We start from the raw sequence: 17,871 nt of genomic DNA, 5'->3' as shown, positions 1-17,871 counted from the left end.
TCAAGGTGGTCCGGCCTTGCTTTGCGCCACCGGACCGCGACGTTTGGAGAGCACGATGACACTGATCGACGGCATCACCTCCCGGAGTGTTCAGACGCCGCGCCTGCGGGCGAACGTGCTGGAGCGGGCGGGCGACCGGGAACACGGCGGCCCGGTCGTCGTCTTCATCCACGGCAACGTCTCCTCCTCGCTCTTCTGGCAGGACACGATGCTGTCGGCGCCCGAGCACTGGCGGGTCTTCGCCATCGACCTGCGCGGCTTCGGCGACTCCGAAACCCTCCCCGTGGACGCGACGCGCGGCCTGCGCGACTTCAGCGACGACGTGGCGAGTGTGGTGGCAGAGATGGGCCTCGGCTCGGTGCACGTGGTGGCCTGGAGCATGGGGGCCGGTGTTGCGCTGCAGTATGCGCTCGACCATCCGGTTCGCAGCCTCACGCTGCAGTCGCCGGTCTCGCCGTACGGGTTCGGCGGTACGAGGGGAGACGGGTCACGGCTCACCGACGACGACGCCGGCTGCGGTGGAGGGGGTGCGAACCCGGATTTCGTGGCGCACCTCGAAAGCGGTGACACGTCATCCGATTCGCAGGCGTCGCCGCGCGCGGTCTACGCGAGCTCCTACGTGGTTCCGGGCTTCGTCTCGGAACACGAAGACATCTGGGTCGAGTCGATGCTCAGTACGAAGACCGGCGTTGACAACTACCCCGGCGACGGAGTGCCGTCGGAGAACTGGCCCGGCTTCGCTGCCGGAACCCGTGGTGTGCTCAACACGATGGCGCCCCGCTACCTCGACCTGAGCGGGATCGTCGACCTCGAGCCGAAGCCGCCGCTGACCTGGATCCACGGGGCGAACGACCTCATCGTCTCCGACACCTCGTATTTCGACCTCAACTATCTCGGCGAGCTCGGGGTGATCCCGGGCTGGCCGGGCGCTGAGGTCGCTCCGGCGCAGCCGATGGTCACGCAGACCCGCCGGGTGTTCGAGGCGTATGCGAGCGCCGGCGGAACGTTCCAGGAACTGGTGCTGGAGAACTGCGGGCATTCGCCGCACCTCGAATACCCGGAGGCGTTCCGCGACGCACTGGTGGCGACCGTCGAGGCGGCCGGCGGCGAGTAGCATCGGAAGCCCGGTCGTTTTCATGGCGCACCCGTCGGGCGCGCGGCGGCCGCAAGGATCCTGATGCCAGAAGTCGTCACCACTATCGCCGCACTGCGGAAGCGGGTCGCCGCGGCACGCGAATTCGCCCGCCGCGAAGGCAGTTCTGACGCACCTGTCTCCCGTGTCGTGCTCGTGCCGACGATGGGGGCACTGCATGACGGTCACCTCCAACTGGTGCGCCAGGCACGTGATCTCGGCGGCATCGTCGTGGTCTCGATCTTCGTCAACCCCCTGCAGTTCGGGCCGGGCGAGGACCTCGAGCGGTACCCGCGCGGCCTGGACTCCGACGTGCAGCGCCTCGAAGGGCTCGCGGACATCGTGTTCGCGCCGGCGGTCGACGAGATGTACCCGGCAGGGTCTGCGGAGACGCGCGTCTCGGCAGGAGCTGTGGCCGGCCTGTACGAAGGCGCGTCGCGGCCAGGCCACTTCGACGGGATGCTCACCGTCGTGGCGAAGCTCTTCCACATCGTGGCTCCCGATGTCGCCGTCTTCGGGCAGAAGGACGCACAGCAGGTCCACCTGGTGGGCCGCATGGTGCGCGACCTCGACCTGCCTGTCACGATCGCTGTCGTCGACACCGTGCGAGAGAGCGATGGGCTCGCCCTTTCGAGCCGCAACCAGTACCTCGACCAGACCGGGCGTGCGGCCGCGGTCGCGCTGTCGCGAGCGCTCCGCGCCGGGTCGGCGAAGGCCGAAAGCGGTCCGGATGCCGTGCTCGAGGCCGCAGGTGCCGTCGTCGCCGCCGAGCCAGCCGTTAAGCTGGACTATCTCGTCGTCGTCGACCCGGAGACGTTCCTTCCCGTCGGGGTGGGGCACCACGGGCCTGCGATCGCGCTGATCGCGGCACGCGTCGGTTCGACGCGGTTGATCGACAACGAGCGCATCAGTTTCCCGTGAACATCGTGCCCGTCCAAGCCGACCGAAAAGGCAGTCATGACCGACACCCAGCAGAACGAACCCGAACTCACTGACGACGAGGTCAGCGAGCAGAAGGCGGTCCGACTGGGCAAGCGCGCCCGACTCATCGACGAGGCCACGTCTCCCGCGGGCGGCGCCTACCCGGTCGCCGTTCCGGTCACGCACACCATCCCTGTCGTGCGCGCCGAGTTCGGCCACCTGCAGGCCGACGAGACGTCGGGTGTCGTCGTGGGTATCGCCGGCCGGGTGGTGCACCTTCGCAACACCGGCAAGCTGTGCTTCGCCGTGCTCCAGTCGGGCGACGGAACGCGCATTCAGGTCATGGTCTCCCTCGCCGAGGTCGGCGAGGAATCCCTTGCACGCTGGAAAGAGCTCGTCGATCTCGGCGACCATCTCTTCGTCTCGGGTGAGGTCGTCTCGAGCCGTCGCGGCGAGCTGTCGGTGATGGTTCGCGAATGGACGATCGCCTCCAAGGCGATCCTTCCGCTGCCGAACCTGCACAACGAGCTGAGCGAAGAGAGCCGCGTGCGCAGCCGCTACCTCGACCTGATCGCTCGCGACCAGGCCAGACTCAATGTCGTCAACCGGTCGAAGGTCGTCGCGAGCCTGCGCAAGACCTTTGCGGAACGCGACTACATCGAAGTCGAGACGCCGATGCTGCAGGTGATGCACGGTGGCGCATCCGCCCGCCCGTTCGTCACTCACTCGAACGCCTTCGATACCGAACTCTTCCTGCGCATCGCGCCGGAGCTCTACCTGAAGCGCGCAGTGGTCGGCGGCATCGACCGCGTTTTCGAGATCAACCGCAACTTCCGCAACGAAGGCGCCGACTCGACGCACTCGCCGGAGTTCGCCATGCTCGAGTCGTATGAGGCCTACGGCGACTACAACGTGATCGCCGAGCTCACACAGACGCTGGTGCAGAATGCGGCGTTCGACATCGCGGGTTCGCACACGGTTACCTGGGCCGACGGCACGCAGTACGACCTCGGTGGTGAATGGGATCGGATTCGCATGTATGACAGCCTCTCAGAGGCGGTCGGCGAAGAGATCAGCCCAGCAACATCTGTGGAAGACCTGCGGTCGATCGCCGCCCGTGAAGGGATCGAGATCGAGCATCCGCTCCACGGCAAGTACGTCGAAGAGCTGTGGGAGCACTTCGTCAAGGGCACCCTGGTTCGCCCGACCTTCGTGATGGACTTTCCCGTCGACACCAGCCCGCTCGTGCGCGCACACCGCTCGCGCGAAGGCGTCGTCGAGAAGTGGGACCTGTACGTGCGCGGCTTCGAACTGGCGACCGGCTACTCCGAGCTGATCGACCCGGTCGTACAGCGAGAACGGTTCATCGAGCAGGCGAAGCTCGCTGCCGCCGGCGACGTGGAGGCGATGCGGCTCGACGAAGAGTTCCTTCGGGCGCTCGAGTTCGGCATGCCGCCGACGGGCGGCCTCGGAATGGGCATCGACCGACTGCTGATGGCGCTGACGGGCCTCGGCATCCGCGAGACCATCCTCTTCCCGCTGGTCAAGCAGGGCTGAGTCGCCGCGGCCCACGCCGCCCAGCGACTCAGAGCTCAGGCGCGCGGACCGCGCAGGTGCTCCCGCGTGAGCTCTTCCATTTGCTCGTCGGTCAGCTCGTCGAGGCCTTTCGCCTCGCGCCGATCGCTCTGCGACCAGCGGATGAACAGGATGATCAGCACCGGCACATCCGCGATCTCGGCGATGAACCACAGGAAGTCCCCGGACAGGTGCTGGTCGTGGAGCGCGTTGGGGAACCAGAGCGGGAGCCGGCCGACCACCGTCGGCGCATGGTCGAGCACCGTGTCGTTCAGGCGAAGCAGGATTCCCGGCACCGCGTCGAGCAGCAGCTCGACGAAGGCGAACAGGAATTCCGCGGTGATGAACAGGCTGGTGCGGATGATGTTGTGCGAGGCGATCGGAAGCACCATGAGCATGCCGGCGAGCGGCACGAGTACGGTGATGGTCCATTCCGACCAGGTGTTGTCGCGCAGGACCGCGGCGATCGGGGTGAGGAAGACGAGGAAGACCGCGCATGCGAACAGCGGAGCGAAGATCGCGTTGCCGAAGAGCCGCACCGGCCACGACCGGAGTGCGCGGTCGACGAAGCGGCGCGGCAGCCCGGTCAGCACGATTCGCGTCAGGGCGATCGGCCTTCCCAGGCTGATCAGACCGGGAACGGCGAAGAGCAGGAGGGCGATCTTCGTGGTGAATGCCCAGCGCAGCTCCTCACTGTAGGCGCCGAGAAAGCCGAAGCACACCCAGGCATACGAACCCAGGCCCAGCAGGAAAAAACCGAGCGTGGGCCTCAGCGGCCAGCGATGACCCCGGATGCGCAGCGAGACGACAGCAGCGAGGTAGAGGCCGCCGGCGACGACGATGGCCGCGAAGGCGACGGGGTCGAACTTCCAGGTGGTCAGGAACGTGGGGATGGGAGGCGTAGGGAACTTCTTTCACAGGTGTGCGCGATACCATTATCGGGTTATGAACGAACTCTGGAATGGCATCGTATGGTCACTTGCCCCGACCATCCTGGTGGGGCTGCTCTTCTGGGTGATCATGCGTGCGATCGTTCGTGCCGACCGCACCGAACGTAAAGCCTACGCTCGCATGGAGGCAGAGGAGCGCGCACGCCGCGGGCTCCCCCAGAAGCCCTAGCTTTAGGTACGGTTGCGTTAGCGCCTGTCTGGGCGCACCGTATGAGCGAGGGGATGAGCGCCGATGGACGCTGGCACCCTCACGGCGATCGTGGTCGGCCTCGCGTTGTTCGTCGATTTCGTCATCCGCGTCACCGCGATCATCGTCGTTCCTCGCAATCGCAAGCCGACATCGGCGACGGCCTGGTTGCTCGCCATCTTCTTCATCCCGTATCTCGGCGTGCTGTTCTTCCTGCTCATCGGCAGTTACAAGTTGCCGAAGAAGCGCAGGGAGAAGCAGGCGGAGATCAACAACTTCATCATCGAGAGCACCGAGGGTATGGAGCGGGTCAGCCGTGACCATCCGTGGCCCCCCTGGCTGGAGTCGGTCGTCCAGCTCAATCGCAACCTCGGCGCGATGCCGCTCGTCGGCGGCAACACCGCGACACTGAACGGTGACTACCAGGCATCGCTCGATCTCATGACCGAAGAGATCGGCAAAGCGAAGCGGTACGTGCACGTCGAGTTCTACATTCTCTCGTGCGACCAGACGACCGCGCCGTTCTTCAATGCCCTCGAGGCGGCGATCAAGCGCGGAGTGACCGTGCGGGTACTGCTGGACCACATCGCGTCGCTGCGCACCCGCGACTACAAGCACACGATAAAACGGCTTACCGCGATGGGCGCCTCGTGGCAGCTCATGCTCCCGGTGCAGCCTTTGAAAGGCAAATACCAGCGGCCCGACCTGCGCAACCACCGCAAGCTGTTGATCGTCGACGGCGCTGTCGGGTTCATGGGTTCGCAGAACGTGATCGACCGCAGCTATAACAAACGGTCGAACATCCGGCGAGGGCTCAAGTGGCAGGAGCTGGTCGTGCGCCTCGAAGGCCCGATCGTCGCCGGCCTCAACGCGATCTTCATCACCGACTGGTACAGCGAGACCGGTGAACTGCTCCGACGTGAGACCGAGCCGATCACGATCGAGCCGTCACCCGACAGCCTCGACTGCCAGGTCGTTCCGAGCGGGCCGGGGTTCGAGGGCGCGAACAACCTGCAGCTGTTCCTCGCTCTTCTGTACTACGCCCAGGAGCGCATCGTCATCACCAGTCCGTATTTCGTGCCAGACGAAGCCATGCTGACGGCGGTCACCACTGCGACGCAACGTGGTCTGAAGGTCGACCTCTTCGTGTCGGAGATCGGCGATCAGGCGCTCGTCTATCACGCGCAACGTTCGTATTACGAAGCCCTGCTCAAGGCAGGTGTGCGCATCTGGATGTACAAGAAGCCGTACATTCTGCACGCCAAGCACTTCTCGATCGATGACGACGTCGCGGTGATCGGCTCGAGCAACATGGACATGCGCTCATTCCTGCTCAACATGGAGGTGTCGCTGATGGTGCGCGGCCGCGCCTTCGTCGAGTCCATGCGCAAGGTGGAGGACGGGTACCGCGCGAACAGCCGAGAGCTCACCCTCGAAGAGTGGAAGCGCCAGCCGCTGCGCTCGACGGTGCTCGACAACCTGGCCCGCCTGACCTCAGCCCTCCAGTAGCCAGTCACCACTGGTCGTCGAGCACAGGAAAGGGCACGGATTTAACGCGCCAAACGCAGCTTTTTCCTGTGCTCGACGCAATCAGGAGTCGGGCCCGCGCGACCGGACGGGCCGGGCGCGCGTCAGCCGCGCGGCTTGAGCCGCACGGTCGGCAGCTCCGGCGCAGGAAGCGCAGACCCCTGGTACCCGGGGATCGAGCCGAAACGCCCGGCGGCATCCTCGCCGTCGATCACGTCGCGCTGCCACTCCGCCCGGAACTGAACCACATCTTCATGGGACCGCCCGATGAAGTTCCACCACATGACGATCTGTTCGTCGAGCGGCTCCCCGCCGAGAAGCAGCACGCGGGCATCCGTCTCCCCTGCGCGCAGTTCGACCGTGTCGGTTCCCGGACCGAGGTAGGCGAGCTCGGAGTCCGCGATCGTTTCGCCCGCGACCACGACCGGGCCGGCATCCACCAGCACGCCGTGTTCGAACGCCGGGTCGAGCGGCACGCTGACCGAGGCCCCGGCAGGCAGGTCGAGCTGCGCGCCGAGCAGCGGGCTGAACATCGTGGCGTCGGTCGAGCTGCCGGCGAGCGACCCGACGAAGGTGCGAACCACGGCCTCGCCCAGAGCAGCCGGCGAAGGCACATGGTGCTCGAAGAAGGGAGCGACGTCGCGCGACGCCGACGGAAGAGCAACCCACAGCTGCACTCCGTGAAGCGTCGTGGTGGCCGCGGTCGAGACTTCCGAGTGGCTGATCCCGTGGCCGGCCGTCATCAGGTTGAGCTCGCCCGGGCGCACCATCGCGTGGCTTCCCACGCTGTCGCGATGCTCGATTTCTCCGGCGAAGAGCCAGCTCACCGTCTGCAGTCCGGTGTGCGGATGCGGCGGTACGCGCATCCCGCCCGTCACCGAGACGTCCTCCGGGCCGTAGTGGTCGATGAAACACCAGCCGCCGATGAAGGAGCGCTTGCGCTGGGGCAGCGTGCGGCGCACATTCATCGCGCGCGGGCCGCCGAGCGGCACCTCGCGGGGGAGGAGGACTTCGATCGAACGCTCGTCGGCCACATCGATCGTTCCGACGGCGACGACCTCTGCAGGGTCGCGCTCCAGGTTGCTCACGCAAGCATCATACGTTCGCAGTCGAACCATGGCACGGCTTCCTAGAATGTGACCATGCTCACCGCATTGCGTGCCCGCCGTCGCCCCCTCCTCGGCATCGCAGGTGCGGTGATCGTGCTGGCTGCACTCGCCGGATGCTCGACCTCCGTTTCGCATCCGGTCGACGACTACAAGGGCGAGCCGAAGGGCGTCGTCCCGCCGGCGAGCAGTGCGGGTGGCGCTGCATATGCGGTGTGGCTGAAGAGCGGCGCCCAGTTCGCGATCGTGCTCTACGGCAGTTCGACCTGCCCGCCCACGGTCGCGACGGTGGAGACCATCGCCAGCAACCAGCTGAAGGCGACGCCTGCGCCGATCGCCGACGGCGTCTGCACCCGCGACTATGCGCCGCACACGACCGTCTTCACGACGCCGAGGTCGGTCACGACGACGTCGGATGTCACCATCAAATTGCCGGACTCGACGCTGACGCTGCCCGGCATCCGCGGCTGACCGCCCGCGCGAACCCGCGGCGTACTCCCTTAACGCCCACGGCGAACAGGGGCAGTATTGCCCACCTTCGCTGGTTACTCTCTTTGTAACGGCGCCGACCCTGCCATGGCGCTTGAGGAGTAGAACATGTTCGAGAGATTCACCGACAGAGCACGCCGCGTCGTCGTCCTGGCCCAGGAAGAGGCCAAGATGCTCAACCACAACTACATCGGCACCGAGCACATCCTGCTGGGGCTGATCCATGAGGGTGAGGGTGTTGCGGCGAAGGCGCTCGAGTCGCTCGGTATCTCGCTGGATGCCGTGCGCGAGCAGGTCCAGGACATCATCGGCCAGGGCCAGCAGCAGCCGACCGGGCACATCCCCTTCACTCCGCGCGCCAAGAAGGTGCTCGAGCTCTCGCTGCGCGAGGCCCTCCAGCTCGGCCACAACTACATCGGCACCGAGCACATCCTGCTCGGGCTCATCCGCGAGGGTGAGGGCGTCGCCGCCCAGGTGCTCGTCAAGCTCGGCGCAGACCTCAACCGCGTCCGCCAGCAGGTCATCCAGCTGCTGAGCGGCTACCAGGGCAAGGAGCAGGTGCAGGTCGGCGGCAACGACCAGGCCGCAGCCCAGGCCGGCAGCCAGATCCTCGACCAGTTCGGCCGCAACCTGACACAGGCTGCCCGCGACAACAAGCTCGACCCCGTGATCGGGCGCGAGAAAGAGATCGAGCGCGTCATGCAGATCCTGTCGCGCCGCTCCAAGAACAATCCCGTGCTGATCGGTGAGCCCGGCGTCGGCAAGACCGCCGTCGTCGAGGGACTCGCCCAGGCGATCGTTCGCGGCGACGTTCCGGAGACGCTGAAGGACAAGCAGCTCTACACGCTCGACCTCGGTTCGCTGATCGCCGGTTCCCGCTACCGCGGTGACTTCGAGGAGCGCCTGAAGAAGGTCACGAAGGAGATCCGCACCCGCGGCGACATCATCACCTTCATCGACGAGATCCACACCCTGGTGGGTGCAGGTGCCGCAGAGGGCGCGATCGACGCGGCCAGCATCCTGAAGCCGCTGCTCGCCCGCGGTGAGCTGCAGACCATCGGCGCGACCACGCTCGACGAGTACCGCAAGCACTTCGAGAAGGATGCAGCCCTCGAGCGTCGGTTCCAGCCGATCCAGGTCGCCGAGCCGTCGCTGCCCCACACGATCAACATCCTCAAGGGACTGCGCGACCGGTACGAGGCGCACCACAAGGTCTCGATCACGGATGGCGCGATCGTCGCGGCCGCGAACCTCGCCGACCGCTACATCAGCGACCGCTTCCTCCCCGACAAGGCCATCGACCTGATCGACGAGGCCGGCGCCCGCCTGCGCCTGTCGATCCTGTCGGCCCCGCCGGAGCTGCGCGAGTTCGACGACAAGATCTCGGCGGTCCGCTCCCAGAAGGAAGCCGCGATCGAAGACCAGGACTTCGAGAAGGCCGCGAGCCTGCGCGACGAGGAGAAGAACCTCCTCGGCGAGCGGCTGCGCCTCGAGAAGCAGTGGCGGTCCGGCGACGTCAAGACGACAGCCGAGGTGGATGAGGGACTCATCGCCGAGGTGCTCGCCCAGGCCACCGGCATCCCGGTCTTCAAACTCACCGAGGAGGAGTCCGCTCGCCTGGTGTTCATGGAGAAGGCGCTGCACCAGCGGGTCATCGGCCAGGAGGAGGCCATCGCGGCCCTCTCGAAGACGATCCGTCGCACGCGCGCCGGCCTGAAGGACCCGAAGCGGCCATCCGGCTCGTTCATCTTCGCCGGCCCCACCGGTGTCGGCAAGACCGAGCTCGCCAAGGCGCTCGCCGAGTTCCTGTTCGACGACGAGTCGGCCATGATCTCCCTCGACATGAGCGAGTACGGCGAGAAGCACACGGTCTCGCGGCTGTTCGGTGCCCCTCCCGGGTTCGTCGGCTTCGAAGAGGGTGGCCAGCTCACCGAGAAGGTGCGCCGCAAGCCGTTCAGCGTCGTGCTGTTCGACGAGATCGAGAAGGCGCACCCCGACATCTTCAACTCGCTGCTCCAGATTCTGGAGGAGGGACGCCTGACGGACGGCCAGGGCCGCGTCGTCGACTTCAAGAACACGGTGATCATCATGACCACCAACCTCGGCACCAAGGACATCACCGGCGGTCCTGTCGGGTTCCAGGTGGAAGGCGACCCGCAGACCGGCTACGACCGCATGAGCGGCAAGGTCAAGGACGAGCTGAGGAAGAACTTCAAGCCCGAGTTCCTGAACCGTGTCGATGAGATCATCGTGTTCCCGCAGCTGAACAAGGAAGAGCTGCTGCAGATCGTCGACCTCTTCATCAAGAGGCTCTCGGTTCGCCTGCTCGACCGCGACATGACCATCGAGCTCGCGCTGCCCGCCAAGGAGCGCCTGATCGAGGTCGGGTTCGACCCGTCGCTCGGTGCGCGCCCGCTGCGTCGCGCAGTGCAGCACGAGATCGAGGACCGGCTGAGCGAGCGGATCCTGCAGGGCGAGCTGAACGCCGGCGACCACGTGCACGTCGACTTCAAGGACGGCGAGTTCGTGTTCACGACGACACAGCACAAGGAGCCGATCGGTGCCGGGATCAACGCCGCCGCCGCCATCGGAGCGGGTGCAGTCACGCCTGACCACATCGCTGCAGGCGGCGAGTAACGGCTGAACGAAGGCGGGGCCGGTTCTGCGGAACCGGCCCCGCCTTCGTCATGCCAGCCCGGACCGTGCGCCTGACGGCCCGCTTTAGACTTGACCCGTGACCTCGACCCCCCTCCCGACCTCGACCGCCACGAGCATCCGCGTGCGGCGGGCGCGCACCAGCGACATCGCAGGCATCCAGGCCCTCGTCGAGCCGTTGGTGCAGCGGCGCATCCTGCTGGGCAAGGACGCGGTCGTCTTCTACGAGTCCGTGCAGGAGTTCCGCGTCGCAGAAGCGGAGGACGGCACGCTGGTCGGATGCGGTGCCCTGCACGTCATGTGGCGCGATCTCGCCGAGGTGCGCACCCTCGCCGTCGCAGACGAGTGGCTGCACGCCGGCGTCGGCCACGCCCTGCTGGCCCGGCTCGAGGACGACGCCCGCGAGCTCGGCCTGAGCCGGCTCTTCTGCCTCACGTTCGAGGTCGGTTTCTTCACGAAGCACGGCTTCGTCGACATGGGCGACGAGACGGTCGATCCCGAGGTCTACGCCGAACTGGTGCGGTCGCACGACGAGGGTGTCGCGGAGTTCCTCGACCTGGCGAGGGTGAAGCCGAACACCCTGGGCAACACGCGGATGCTGAAACACCTCTAACGCCCGCTGTGCCGCGTTTTGCCGCGGTTTCCCGCACCCGCGCGGTTACCCTGTGAGCATGTCGACGTTCAAGCATCCGGTCGGCCCCCAGCCGAGCAAGGTGTATTGGCGCCGCCGGCTCGTCGTCGGTCTGGCGGTGCTCGCGGTCATCGTCGTCGTCATCCTGATCGTCGTCCGCCCGGGTGCGTCGAGCGGCGCACCGGCCACCCCGCCCGCGACGACTGCGTCGGAGCACACCGCCGCCCGCACCGCGGACCCGCAGAGCACGACCATCCCGACCGATCCGACGACGGCGACGGGCGCGGCGTGCAAGCCCGCGAACGTCGACGTCCAGGCGATCACCGACAAGCCCAACTACGGCGCCGAAGAGATGCCGCAGCTGTCGATCTCGATCACGAACACCGGCCCGAACGCCTGCAAGATCGGCGCAGGCACGAAGGCCCAGGTCTTCACCATCACGAGCGGCACCGAGGTGTACTGGAAGTCGACCGACTGCCAGACCGGCGCGGTCGACGCCGAGGTGCTCCTGCAGCCCGGCAAGACCGTGAAGTCGCAGACGCCGATCGGCTGGGACCGCACCCGCTCCGACCCGGCGACGTGCAGCGCGAAGCGCAACCCCGTTCCGGCAGGTGGTGCGTCCTATCACCTCGCCACATCGGTCGACGGCATCACGTCCCAGGCGACCAAGCAGTTCAGCCTGAACTGACGCGCGCGGTCATTCCCTGGATGCCAGCCAGGCCAGCCAGGCCAGCACGTAGGTGCGCGAATCCGCGTCGTCGATTGCCGTATCCGGCAGCTTCGCGGCTGCGGCACGCGCCTTCGTGAGGTCGGCCGGCCCGGCGAGCGCGCTGTACATCAGCAGGTAATCGCCGAACTGCACCCAGAAGCCGTGCGGGGTCGCCTCCGCGAGGTTGCGCCGGATCCGGGCCGGGTCGCCCGCCAGGAAGGTCGATACCGGGCTCATCGGGATGAGCTGGATGCCCAGCATGGCGTTCGGGTCGGGGCTGAACCAGGTCGCGTAGTCGCGCTTGCCGCCCCAGTTGATGGACACGATCTCGTGCTGGAACCCTGTGAACGACGAGAGATCGCCGTCCACCCAGTCGGCGCGGGCGGATGCGATCTCGCTGGACAGCATCCATCGCGCTTCGGTGCGGAGGCCGGCGTTGCCGGTCGCATCCGCCCACAGTGCGAGGCCGTTCCAGGCGTTCACGGCCTCCGAACTCGACTCCTGGTTGTTGCCGTCGGCGAAGGGTGAGAATCCGGACGCCCAGGAGTGCCCGGTGTACGGGTCGAAGGTGCGCCGCTCGGGAAAGAGCGTGCTCGCGCCGCTGGTGGCGAGATCGGCGGCGAGCAAGTCGATCACGGGGGCGAGCTCCCGGGCGACCGTCGGGTCGTCCTTCGCGAGCACGCCGGCGGCATAGAGGAAGTAGCCGTAGTGGAAGTGGTGGTCGTTGAACTGGTCGGAGCCGAACGATGCGGCGAGGCCGACGATGCCGTGCATGGCGGGGTCGTAGACGAAGCATTGTGTGGGTCTGTCCGTGCAGCCGCGCGGGTCGGCCCACAGGTGCAGTGCGATGTTCAGCCGGGATCTCAGCGCCGCCGCGACATCGCTGACGCCCAGCGAGCGAGCGATCGTCAGCAGGTTGGCGAGCCGGTACAGGGCTTTGCCGCCGAAGTAGGTGTCTGCGGGGAGCGGGCGGGTGTCGGCTGCGTCCCGTTTCAGCTGGGCGATGATCACCGTGCGGTCCGACGCGCTGGCCCGGTCGAGAGGGAGCGTCGACGTCGCCGACACGAGCGGCACCGACCACGCAAGGCGTTCACCGGAGCACACGCGCATCGATCCGTAGATGCTGTCGTAATGGCCCAGCTCGCACGCCGTTCCTGTGGCGAGCTTCGATTGGCTGGGAAGAGCGGCGAAGACCGTGCTGCCGCCGCTCGCGCGATAGTCGAGCGAGGTCGTGGCCGTGTCCTTTGCGGTCGCGTATCCCGTCGACACGGAGAGCAGAGGCCCGCTGATCTGCTGGGCGACACGCGAGGCCGTCGACCCCGCCGGCACCGGGAAGAGCACGACGCTCTGCCCGCGCGCGAGCCGGATGCGGTCGCCGGCCTCCGAGAGTGCGCCTGACGGCACGAGCGCCGCATACTGGCGTCCGCCGATCTTCGCCAGCGCGAGGGTGTGCCCGGCCGGCGAGCCCGAACCGGGAGTGAACGCGACCGACGATGCGAGAGTCACAGCGCTGTCCGCGGTGAAGCCGACGAGCGGGGAGCCTTCAGCGATCGTGGTGTGGCCGATGCGTCCGCCGGACGCCGCGTGGTACTCCAGGGTCACGGAAACGTCGTCGTACGCGGTCACGGTAGCGCCGGCCGCGCCCGCATCCAGCTGCACCTGAGGCGTGTAGCCGCCCGCGATCGTCTTCGGGGTGGCCGTCACATCCGGCAGACCGAAGGCGAATCCGGATGCGGTGAGCCCGAACGACAAGGGCAACGGGAAGACCGGCTGCGGCCTGGCACCGAAGACGAGGCCTGAATACCAGCGGTTCGTGGGCGGGATCAGTCCCGGCGCGAGCCGCATCGCCGGGGGCGGGGAGACGCTGCGTTGCGGGAGCGCCGCAACCTGACGTCTGACCGCAGAGTCGCCTAGGACCGCCGCAGTCGCGCCCGCGGGGAGATCCGGCGGCGACGACTGGCAGGCCGTCAGCGCGAGGAGGCTCAGCACCAGGGCCAGCACTCCACCTTTTCGGAGTGAACGCATCAGAGTCCGACCTTGCGGAGGAAATCGGAGAAGGCGTCTGCCGGGCCGCTGAAGAACCCGTCGTCACGCAGATGGAGTGTTGCGGTCACAGGAGTTCCCGGAGAGACGAGGCCGTTGTCCGACCCATCGACGAGCTGGCCGCTCGTGACGTGGATGGTCGATTGCGCAGAGCCGTTCACCGTCTCGACCTCGATCGAGCCGACCCTCCCCTGCACGATGCGCTGGTTCGGAAGGAGCACCTGCACGGCCGCTCCCTCGCCGATACGCGCATAATCCCTCGGCGTCAGCGTGAAGTCCGCTTTGACGAAGAGAGTGCCGCTGCGGTCGATGTGAGCGACCACGGCGCCGGCCTGCGCGAACGCTCCCTGCTCGACATCGATGGACGAGATGCGGCCCGGCACCGTTGCGACGAGCGTCGCCGTGCCGTCCCGGGAGACCGGATAGGCCGCTGAGCTCGCCGAGACGAGGCCCGCCGCCATGTCCTGCTGCAGACGGAGGCTCTGCACGTCGAACAGCTTCTGGCCCTTCTCGACGGTGTCGCCGGCTTTGACGTACTGGCGGGTGACGATGCCGCCATAGTCGGTGCCGACCGGGTATGACTCTGCGCCGATCGTTGCGGACGTGCTGGTGGCCTGTTGCTGGCGCTGGTTGAACACCAGCGTGCAGGCGCCGACCAGTGCGACGACGACGATGAGTCCGAACAGGAGTTTGAACCGGTTCTTCCACGTCATGATGTTTCCTCCTTCAGGAGTCTCCGTGCCCCGACAGGCGATGCATCGCCAGGATCGAAGGTGGCGGGACGCGCGATCACGGTGATCTGCTGCATCGCCGGGGCGGCCGGCGCGACGGCGGTCACGGCGTGCGGATGCGCGAGACGGCGGGCTTCCCGGGCGGCGGTCAGAACGAAGGCGCCGAGGATGAGGGTGTTCGTCACATTCCAGGCCGTAGCGAGCGTGAGCACCCCGTTGTCGACGTCACGCCAGATGGCCACGACCGAGGTGAGTGCCAGGAAGACGAAGAACAGGACCTGCGGGATGATGAAGTTGAACGGCGAACTCGCCCGGCCGGCTCCGGTCACATGCCATTTCTGTTCACGACCTGTCAGCACATTGATCAGGGCCCGGAAGTAGATCGGGAACGATACCGTGGCGAGGGTCAGCGTCTGCCAGCGGAAGGAGCCCTGCGTGTACCACGCGAGGACGATCTGCATGACGTAGAAGCCGGCGTAATACAGCAGCCAGGTGAAGACGGTGATCGACAGGTTCATGGGACGCAGGTCGAAGTAGATCTCGAGCGGCGGAACGAGGAGCAGCAGCAGCGGGCAGATGCCTGTGAGATAGAACGAGGCCGTCACCAGGTATTGCAGTCGCTGGTCCATCGTGAGCCGCCGTCGCGGGTTCAACGGGCTGTGGGTGAAGAGGATCTCGAATCCGCCGGATGCCCAGCGCAGCTGCTGCTTGCTGTAGGCCTCGACGGTCTCGGGAGCGTCGCCGACAGCGAGAACGGTAGGGATGTACACGGACTGCCACCCGCGCTCGTGAAGCATCAGCGACGTCCAGACGTCCTCGGACTTCGAATCGGAGTAGATACCGCCGATCTCATCGATGGCGCTCCGGCGGAAGATCACATTCGTGCCAACGCAGAACGCAGCGTTGAAGCGGTTGCGACCGGGCTGGATGAACCGGTAGAAGACCGACTGCATGTACGCCGCGCCGATCGCGATCGTGGTGTGCAGGTTTCCGTACTTCTGCGGCGTCTGCACGAAGGCGACCAGCGGGTTGGTGAAGAACGGGACGGTCTCGTACAGGAACTCGGGATCCGGCACGAAGTCGGCGTCGAAGATGGCGAAGAACTCGCCCTTGGCGATCGAGAGCGCGTGGTTCACATTGCCGGCCTTCGCCCCGTTGCTGCTCAGGCGTCGCACGTACCAGGCGCCCTCGTCGGCTGCGAGGGCTTTGATCTCATCCGATCTGCCGTCGTCGAGCACCCAGGTGCGATGCTCGCCGCGCATGGCCACGGCAGCCGCTACCGTGCGCCTGACCTTCTCGGGGTCCTCGCCGTACACGGTGATGAAGACGTCGACCAAGATCCGCCGGCCGTCCAGCATCAGGGGTATCGGCCCGGGGGCTCCTCCGCGGGCGGACGCGGGCTGCCTCAGGAGCATCGCCTGGGCGCGATGGAACGCGAAGTCGCGCGGGTCGCGACCGCCGGACAGGATGGTCCACATCGAGAAGAGTGCCTGAACGATCAGGATGCTCTCTGCGACGATCACCATCAGGTACGGCAGCAGGTCTCCGCGGTTGGCGGGGTTCAGGAGAAAGCCTGCGTAGAGCAGGATTCCCAGGGTTGCGATGAGGACGAGCAGCACCATCACGGGGGATTGGGCGGTGTTCATCTCACGATCGGCGTGGCGGGTTCGAGGCATCACGGTCCTCCAGCGGCGCTCGGGTGGTCGGGTGTGCCGGTTGGGTGGCGGGTCGACGACGCTGGCGCAGAAGCGGGAGATGTCGGGATCGCTTCTGGCGAGGGATGCGCGGGTGAGCATCCGGTGAGGGTTCTTCATTAATGGTGCCCCCGTTCGGGTGCCGCAATGTAGCGTGCGTGTTACCACTGGGTTAATTCGGGCAGGGTGCCGAAACCCGCCGACTAATGCGGCAGTGTGATACTAAAGAGGCGCGGGCACGTAGCAGCAAACGGAACGGGAGCAATGTCCACACGCAAGCAGGTCACGGCCACGACGAGCACCCTGGCGCGTGTCAACCAGACCGCGATCATCGAGGCGCTCCGGAACACCGGCGCCCTGTCGCGGCAGCAGCTCGGCGTGATCACCGGACTCAGCCCGGCGACCATCAACCGGCTCACCTCGACGCTGATCGACGAAGGCCTCGTCGTCGCGGCCGGCCAGGAACCGTCGACCGGGGGCCGGCCATCCGTGCTGCTGCGCTATGCGGGCGGAACGCGGCTCGTTGCATCCATCCAGCTCCGTGCCGACATGGCCTCGGGGGTGCTCGTCGACTTCGACGGCAAGATCGTGTTCCGTCGCGACGTGGCTTTCGGACCGCGGCTGCTGGCACCGCAGGCCGTGGATGAGGATGCCAGGGCACGCGACCAGCAGGCGCGCCTCGACAAGACGCTCGAGCTCTTCGACTTCCTCATCGCCACAGCCGAGACCATGGGCACTCCGTGCCTTGCGGTCGGTGTCGCGGTGCCCGGTGTCGTGCAGCACCCGGAGGGCGTCGTCGGCAGGATGCCGGAACTCGGCTGGACCGATGTGCCCCTCGGGCGCCTGCTGCGGGAGCGGACGGGTCTTCCGATCGTCGTCGAGAACGATGCGAACGCCCTCGCGTACGGCGAACTCCACCGCGGGGCCGGGCGCGGGCTCAGCAGCCTGGTGGCGTTGTTCCTCGAGAACGGCCTCGGTGCCGGCATCATCACCAACGGCGAACTCCACCGCGGTGCACGGGCAGAGGCCGGCGAGATCGGCTACCTGCTCATGGAGCGGTCGTCGCTCGACCGCTCGTACTCCGAATACGGCGACCTCGAAGACCGGATCGGATCGATCGCCCTGACCCGCCGGGCGCGGGAGCGGAGCATCCCGATTCCGGCCAAGGGGGTGCTGACCGCCGAGGACGTGTTCGAGCTGGCGGGCAGGGGCAACGCGGACGCTCGCGAGATGGCCGACGAGATCCTCGACATGGTCGCGCTGGCGGTCGCCGCGATGGTGATCATCCTCGATCCGGAGCTCGTCGTGGTCGGCAGCAGCTTCGTGGGGAGTGCGGATACCGTCATCCCCGGGATCCAGGAGCGGTTGCGGGGGCGCATCATCCGCGTGCCGCGTCTCGAAGCGGCCACGCACCGGAACGACGCCGTGCTCATCGGCGCTGCCGAGCTGGCCGCAGCGGAGGTCAACGGGTTCGCCTACGTGGCCTACTGACCGCATCCGCATTGTGCTCTTGACAGGCAC

The 17,871-nt window shown here is 66.8% G+C and carries 15 protein-coding genes; 10 read left to right on the top strand and 5 right to left on the bottom strand.

Going from position 1 to position 17,871, the window contains the following annotated elements; translation table 11 throughout:
- The first annotated feature begins 55 nt into the window (after positions 1-55).
- The 3 genes from ACPPVQ_RS17595 (at position 56) to lysS (ending at position 3,610) form a co-directional block, all read left to right on the top strand.
- The gene (locus ACPPVQ_RS17595) at positions 56-1,114 is read left to right on the top strand and encodes an alpha/beta fold hydrolase (RefSeq protein ID WP_426516418.1); all 1,059 of its coding nucleotides are present in this window, start codon (positions 56-58) and stop codon (positions 1,112-1,114) included.
- 63 nt (positions 1,115-1,177) lie between these two features.
- Positions 1,178-2,053 carry a pantoate--beta-alanine ligase gene (panC, locus tag ACPPVQ_RS17590; protein WP_426516417.1) on the top strand — a complete coding sequence of 292 codons (876 nt, stop codon included), beginning with the start codon at positions 1,178-1,180 and terminating at the stop codon, positions 2,051-2,053.
- A gap of 36 nt (positions 2,054-2,089) precedes the next feature.
- Positions 2,090-3,610 (top strand): lysine--tRNA ligase, encoded by a 1,521-nt coding sequence (lysS, locus tag ACPPVQ_RS17585; RefSeq protein ID WP_426516416.1) that lies wholly within the window; start codon positions 2,090-2,092, stop codon positions 3,608-3,610.
- A 35-nt stretch (positions 3,611-3,645) separates the two neighbouring features.
- On the opposite strand, the gene ACPPVQ_RS17580 is transcribed toward lysS, so the two are convergent.
- Positions 3,646-4,470 carry a cytochrome c oxidase assembly protein gene (locus tag ACPPVQ_RS17580; RefSeq protein ID WP_426521313.1) on the bottom strand — a complete coding sequence of 275 codons (825 nt, stop codon included), beginning with the start codon at positions 4,468-4,470 and terminating at the stop codon, positions 3,646-3,648.
- 103 nt (positions 4,471-4,573) lie between these two features.
- On the opposite strand from ACPPVQ_RS17580, the gene ACPPVQ_RS17575 reads away from it, so the two are divergent.
- Positions 4,574-4,747 (top strand): hypothetical protein, encoded by a 174-nt coding sequence (locus tag ACPPVQ_RS17575; protein WP_426516415.1) that lies wholly within the window; start codon positions 4,574-4,576, stop codon positions 4,745-4,747.
- 63 nt (positions 4,748-4,810) lie between these two features.
- The gene (gene cls, locus ACPPVQ_RS17570) at positions 4,811-6,274 is read left to right on the top strand and encodes a cardiolipin synthase (protein ID WP_426516414.1); all 1,464 of its coding nucleotides are present in this window, start codon (positions 4,811-4,813) and stop codon (positions 6,272-6,274) included.
- 122 nt (positions 6,275-6,396) lie between these two features.
- On the opposite strand, the gene ACPPVQ_RS17565 is transcribed toward cls, so the two are convergent.
- Positions 6,397-7,380: a pirin family protein gene (locus tag ACPPVQ_RS17565; protein ID WP_426516413.1), complete on the bottom strand. Its 984-nt coding sequence runs from the start codon at positions 7,378-7,380 to the stop codon at positions 6,397-6,399.
- A gap of 54 nt (positions 7,381-7,434) precedes the next feature.
- Between ACPPVQ_RS17565 and ACPPVQ_RS17560 the strand changes: the two genes are divergently transcribed.
- The 4 genes from ACPPVQ_RS17560 to ACPPVQ_RS17545 all read left to right on the top strand — a co-directional run bounded on the left by ACPPVQ_RS17560 (position 7,435) and on the right by ACPPVQ_RS17545 (position 11,861).
- Positions 7,435-7,869, top strand: a complete 435-nt coding sequence (locus ACPPVQ_RS17560) for a hypothetical protein (protein ID WP_426516412.1) — start codon at positions 7,435-7,437, stop codon at positions 7,867-7,869.
- Between the two features lie 126 nt (positions 7,870-7,995).
- Positions 7,996-10,524, top strand: coding sequence for an ATP-dependent Clp protease ATP-binding subunit (locus ACPPVQ_RS17555; protein WP_426516411.1), 2,529 nt, complete (start codon positions 7,996-7,998; stop codon positions 10,522-10,524).
- Positions 10,525-10,621: 97 nt separating this feature from the next.
- A complete protein-coding gene (locus ACPPVQ_RS17550) occupies positions 10,622-11,155 on the top strand; it encodes an amino-acid N-acetyltransferase (protein ID WP_426516410.1) in 534 nt (177 codons plus the stop codon).
- A gap of 58 nt (positions 11,156-11,213) precedes the next feature.
- Positions 11,214-11,861, top strand: coding sequence for a hypothetical protein (locus tag ACPPVQ_RS17545; RefSeq protein ID WP_426516409.1), 648 nt, complete (start codon positions 11,214-11,216; stop codon positions 11,859-11,861).
- A gap of 9 nt (positions 11,862-11,870) precedes the next feature.
- Here the strand turns inward: ACPPVQ_RS17545 and ACPPVQ_RS17540 are convergent, their stop codons facing one another.
- The 3 genes from ACPPVQ_RS17540 to ACPPVQ_RS17530 are packed head-to-tail and all read right to left on the bottom strand — an operon-like array spanning position 11,871 to position 16,470.
- Positions 11,871-13,907, bottom strand: coding sequence for a glycosyl hydrolase (locus tag ACPPVQ_RS17540; protein WP_426516408.1), 2,037 nt, complete (start codon positions 13,905-13,907; stop codon positions 11,871-11,873).
- Complete coding sequence (locus tag ACPPVQ_RS17535) at positions 13,907-14,638, bottom strand: HlyD family efflux transporter periplasmic adaptor subunit (protein ID WP_426516407.1); 732 nt, start codon at positions 14,636-14,638, stop codon at positions 13,907-13,909. The genes ACPPVQ_RS17540 and ACPPVQ_RS17535 overlap by 1 nt, the downstream gene beginning before the upstream one ends.
- Positions 14,635-16,470 (bottom strand): glycosyltransferase, encoded by a 1,836-nt coding sequence (locus tag ACPPVQ_RS17530; RefSeq protein ID WP_426516406.1) that lies wholly within the window; start codon positions 16,468-16,470, stop codon positions 14,635-14,637. Before ACPPVQ_RS17530 ends, ACPPVQ_RS17535 begins: the two co-directional genes overlap by 4 nt.
- A 144-nt stretch (positions 16,471-16,614) precedes the next feature.
- On the opposite strand from ACPPVQ_RS17530, the gene ACPPVQ_RS17525 reads away from it, so the two are divergent.
- The gene (locus tag ACPPVQ_RS17525) at positions 16,615-17,841 is read left to right on the top strand and encodes an ROK family protein (RefSeq protein WP_426516405.1); all 1,227 of its coding nucleotides are present in this window, start codon (positions 16,615-16,617) and stop codon (positions 17,839-17,841) included.
- Positions 17,842-17,871: the final 30 nt, after the last annotated feature.

This window comes from Leifsonia sp. McL0618, assembly GCF_049994905.1.
Lineage (GTDB): Bacteria > Actinomycetota > Actinomycetes > Actinomycetales > Microbacteriaceae > Diaminobutyricibacter.
Note: the sequence above shows the minus strand (reverse complement) of the source record. Positions and strands in the feature narration are given on the sequence as shown.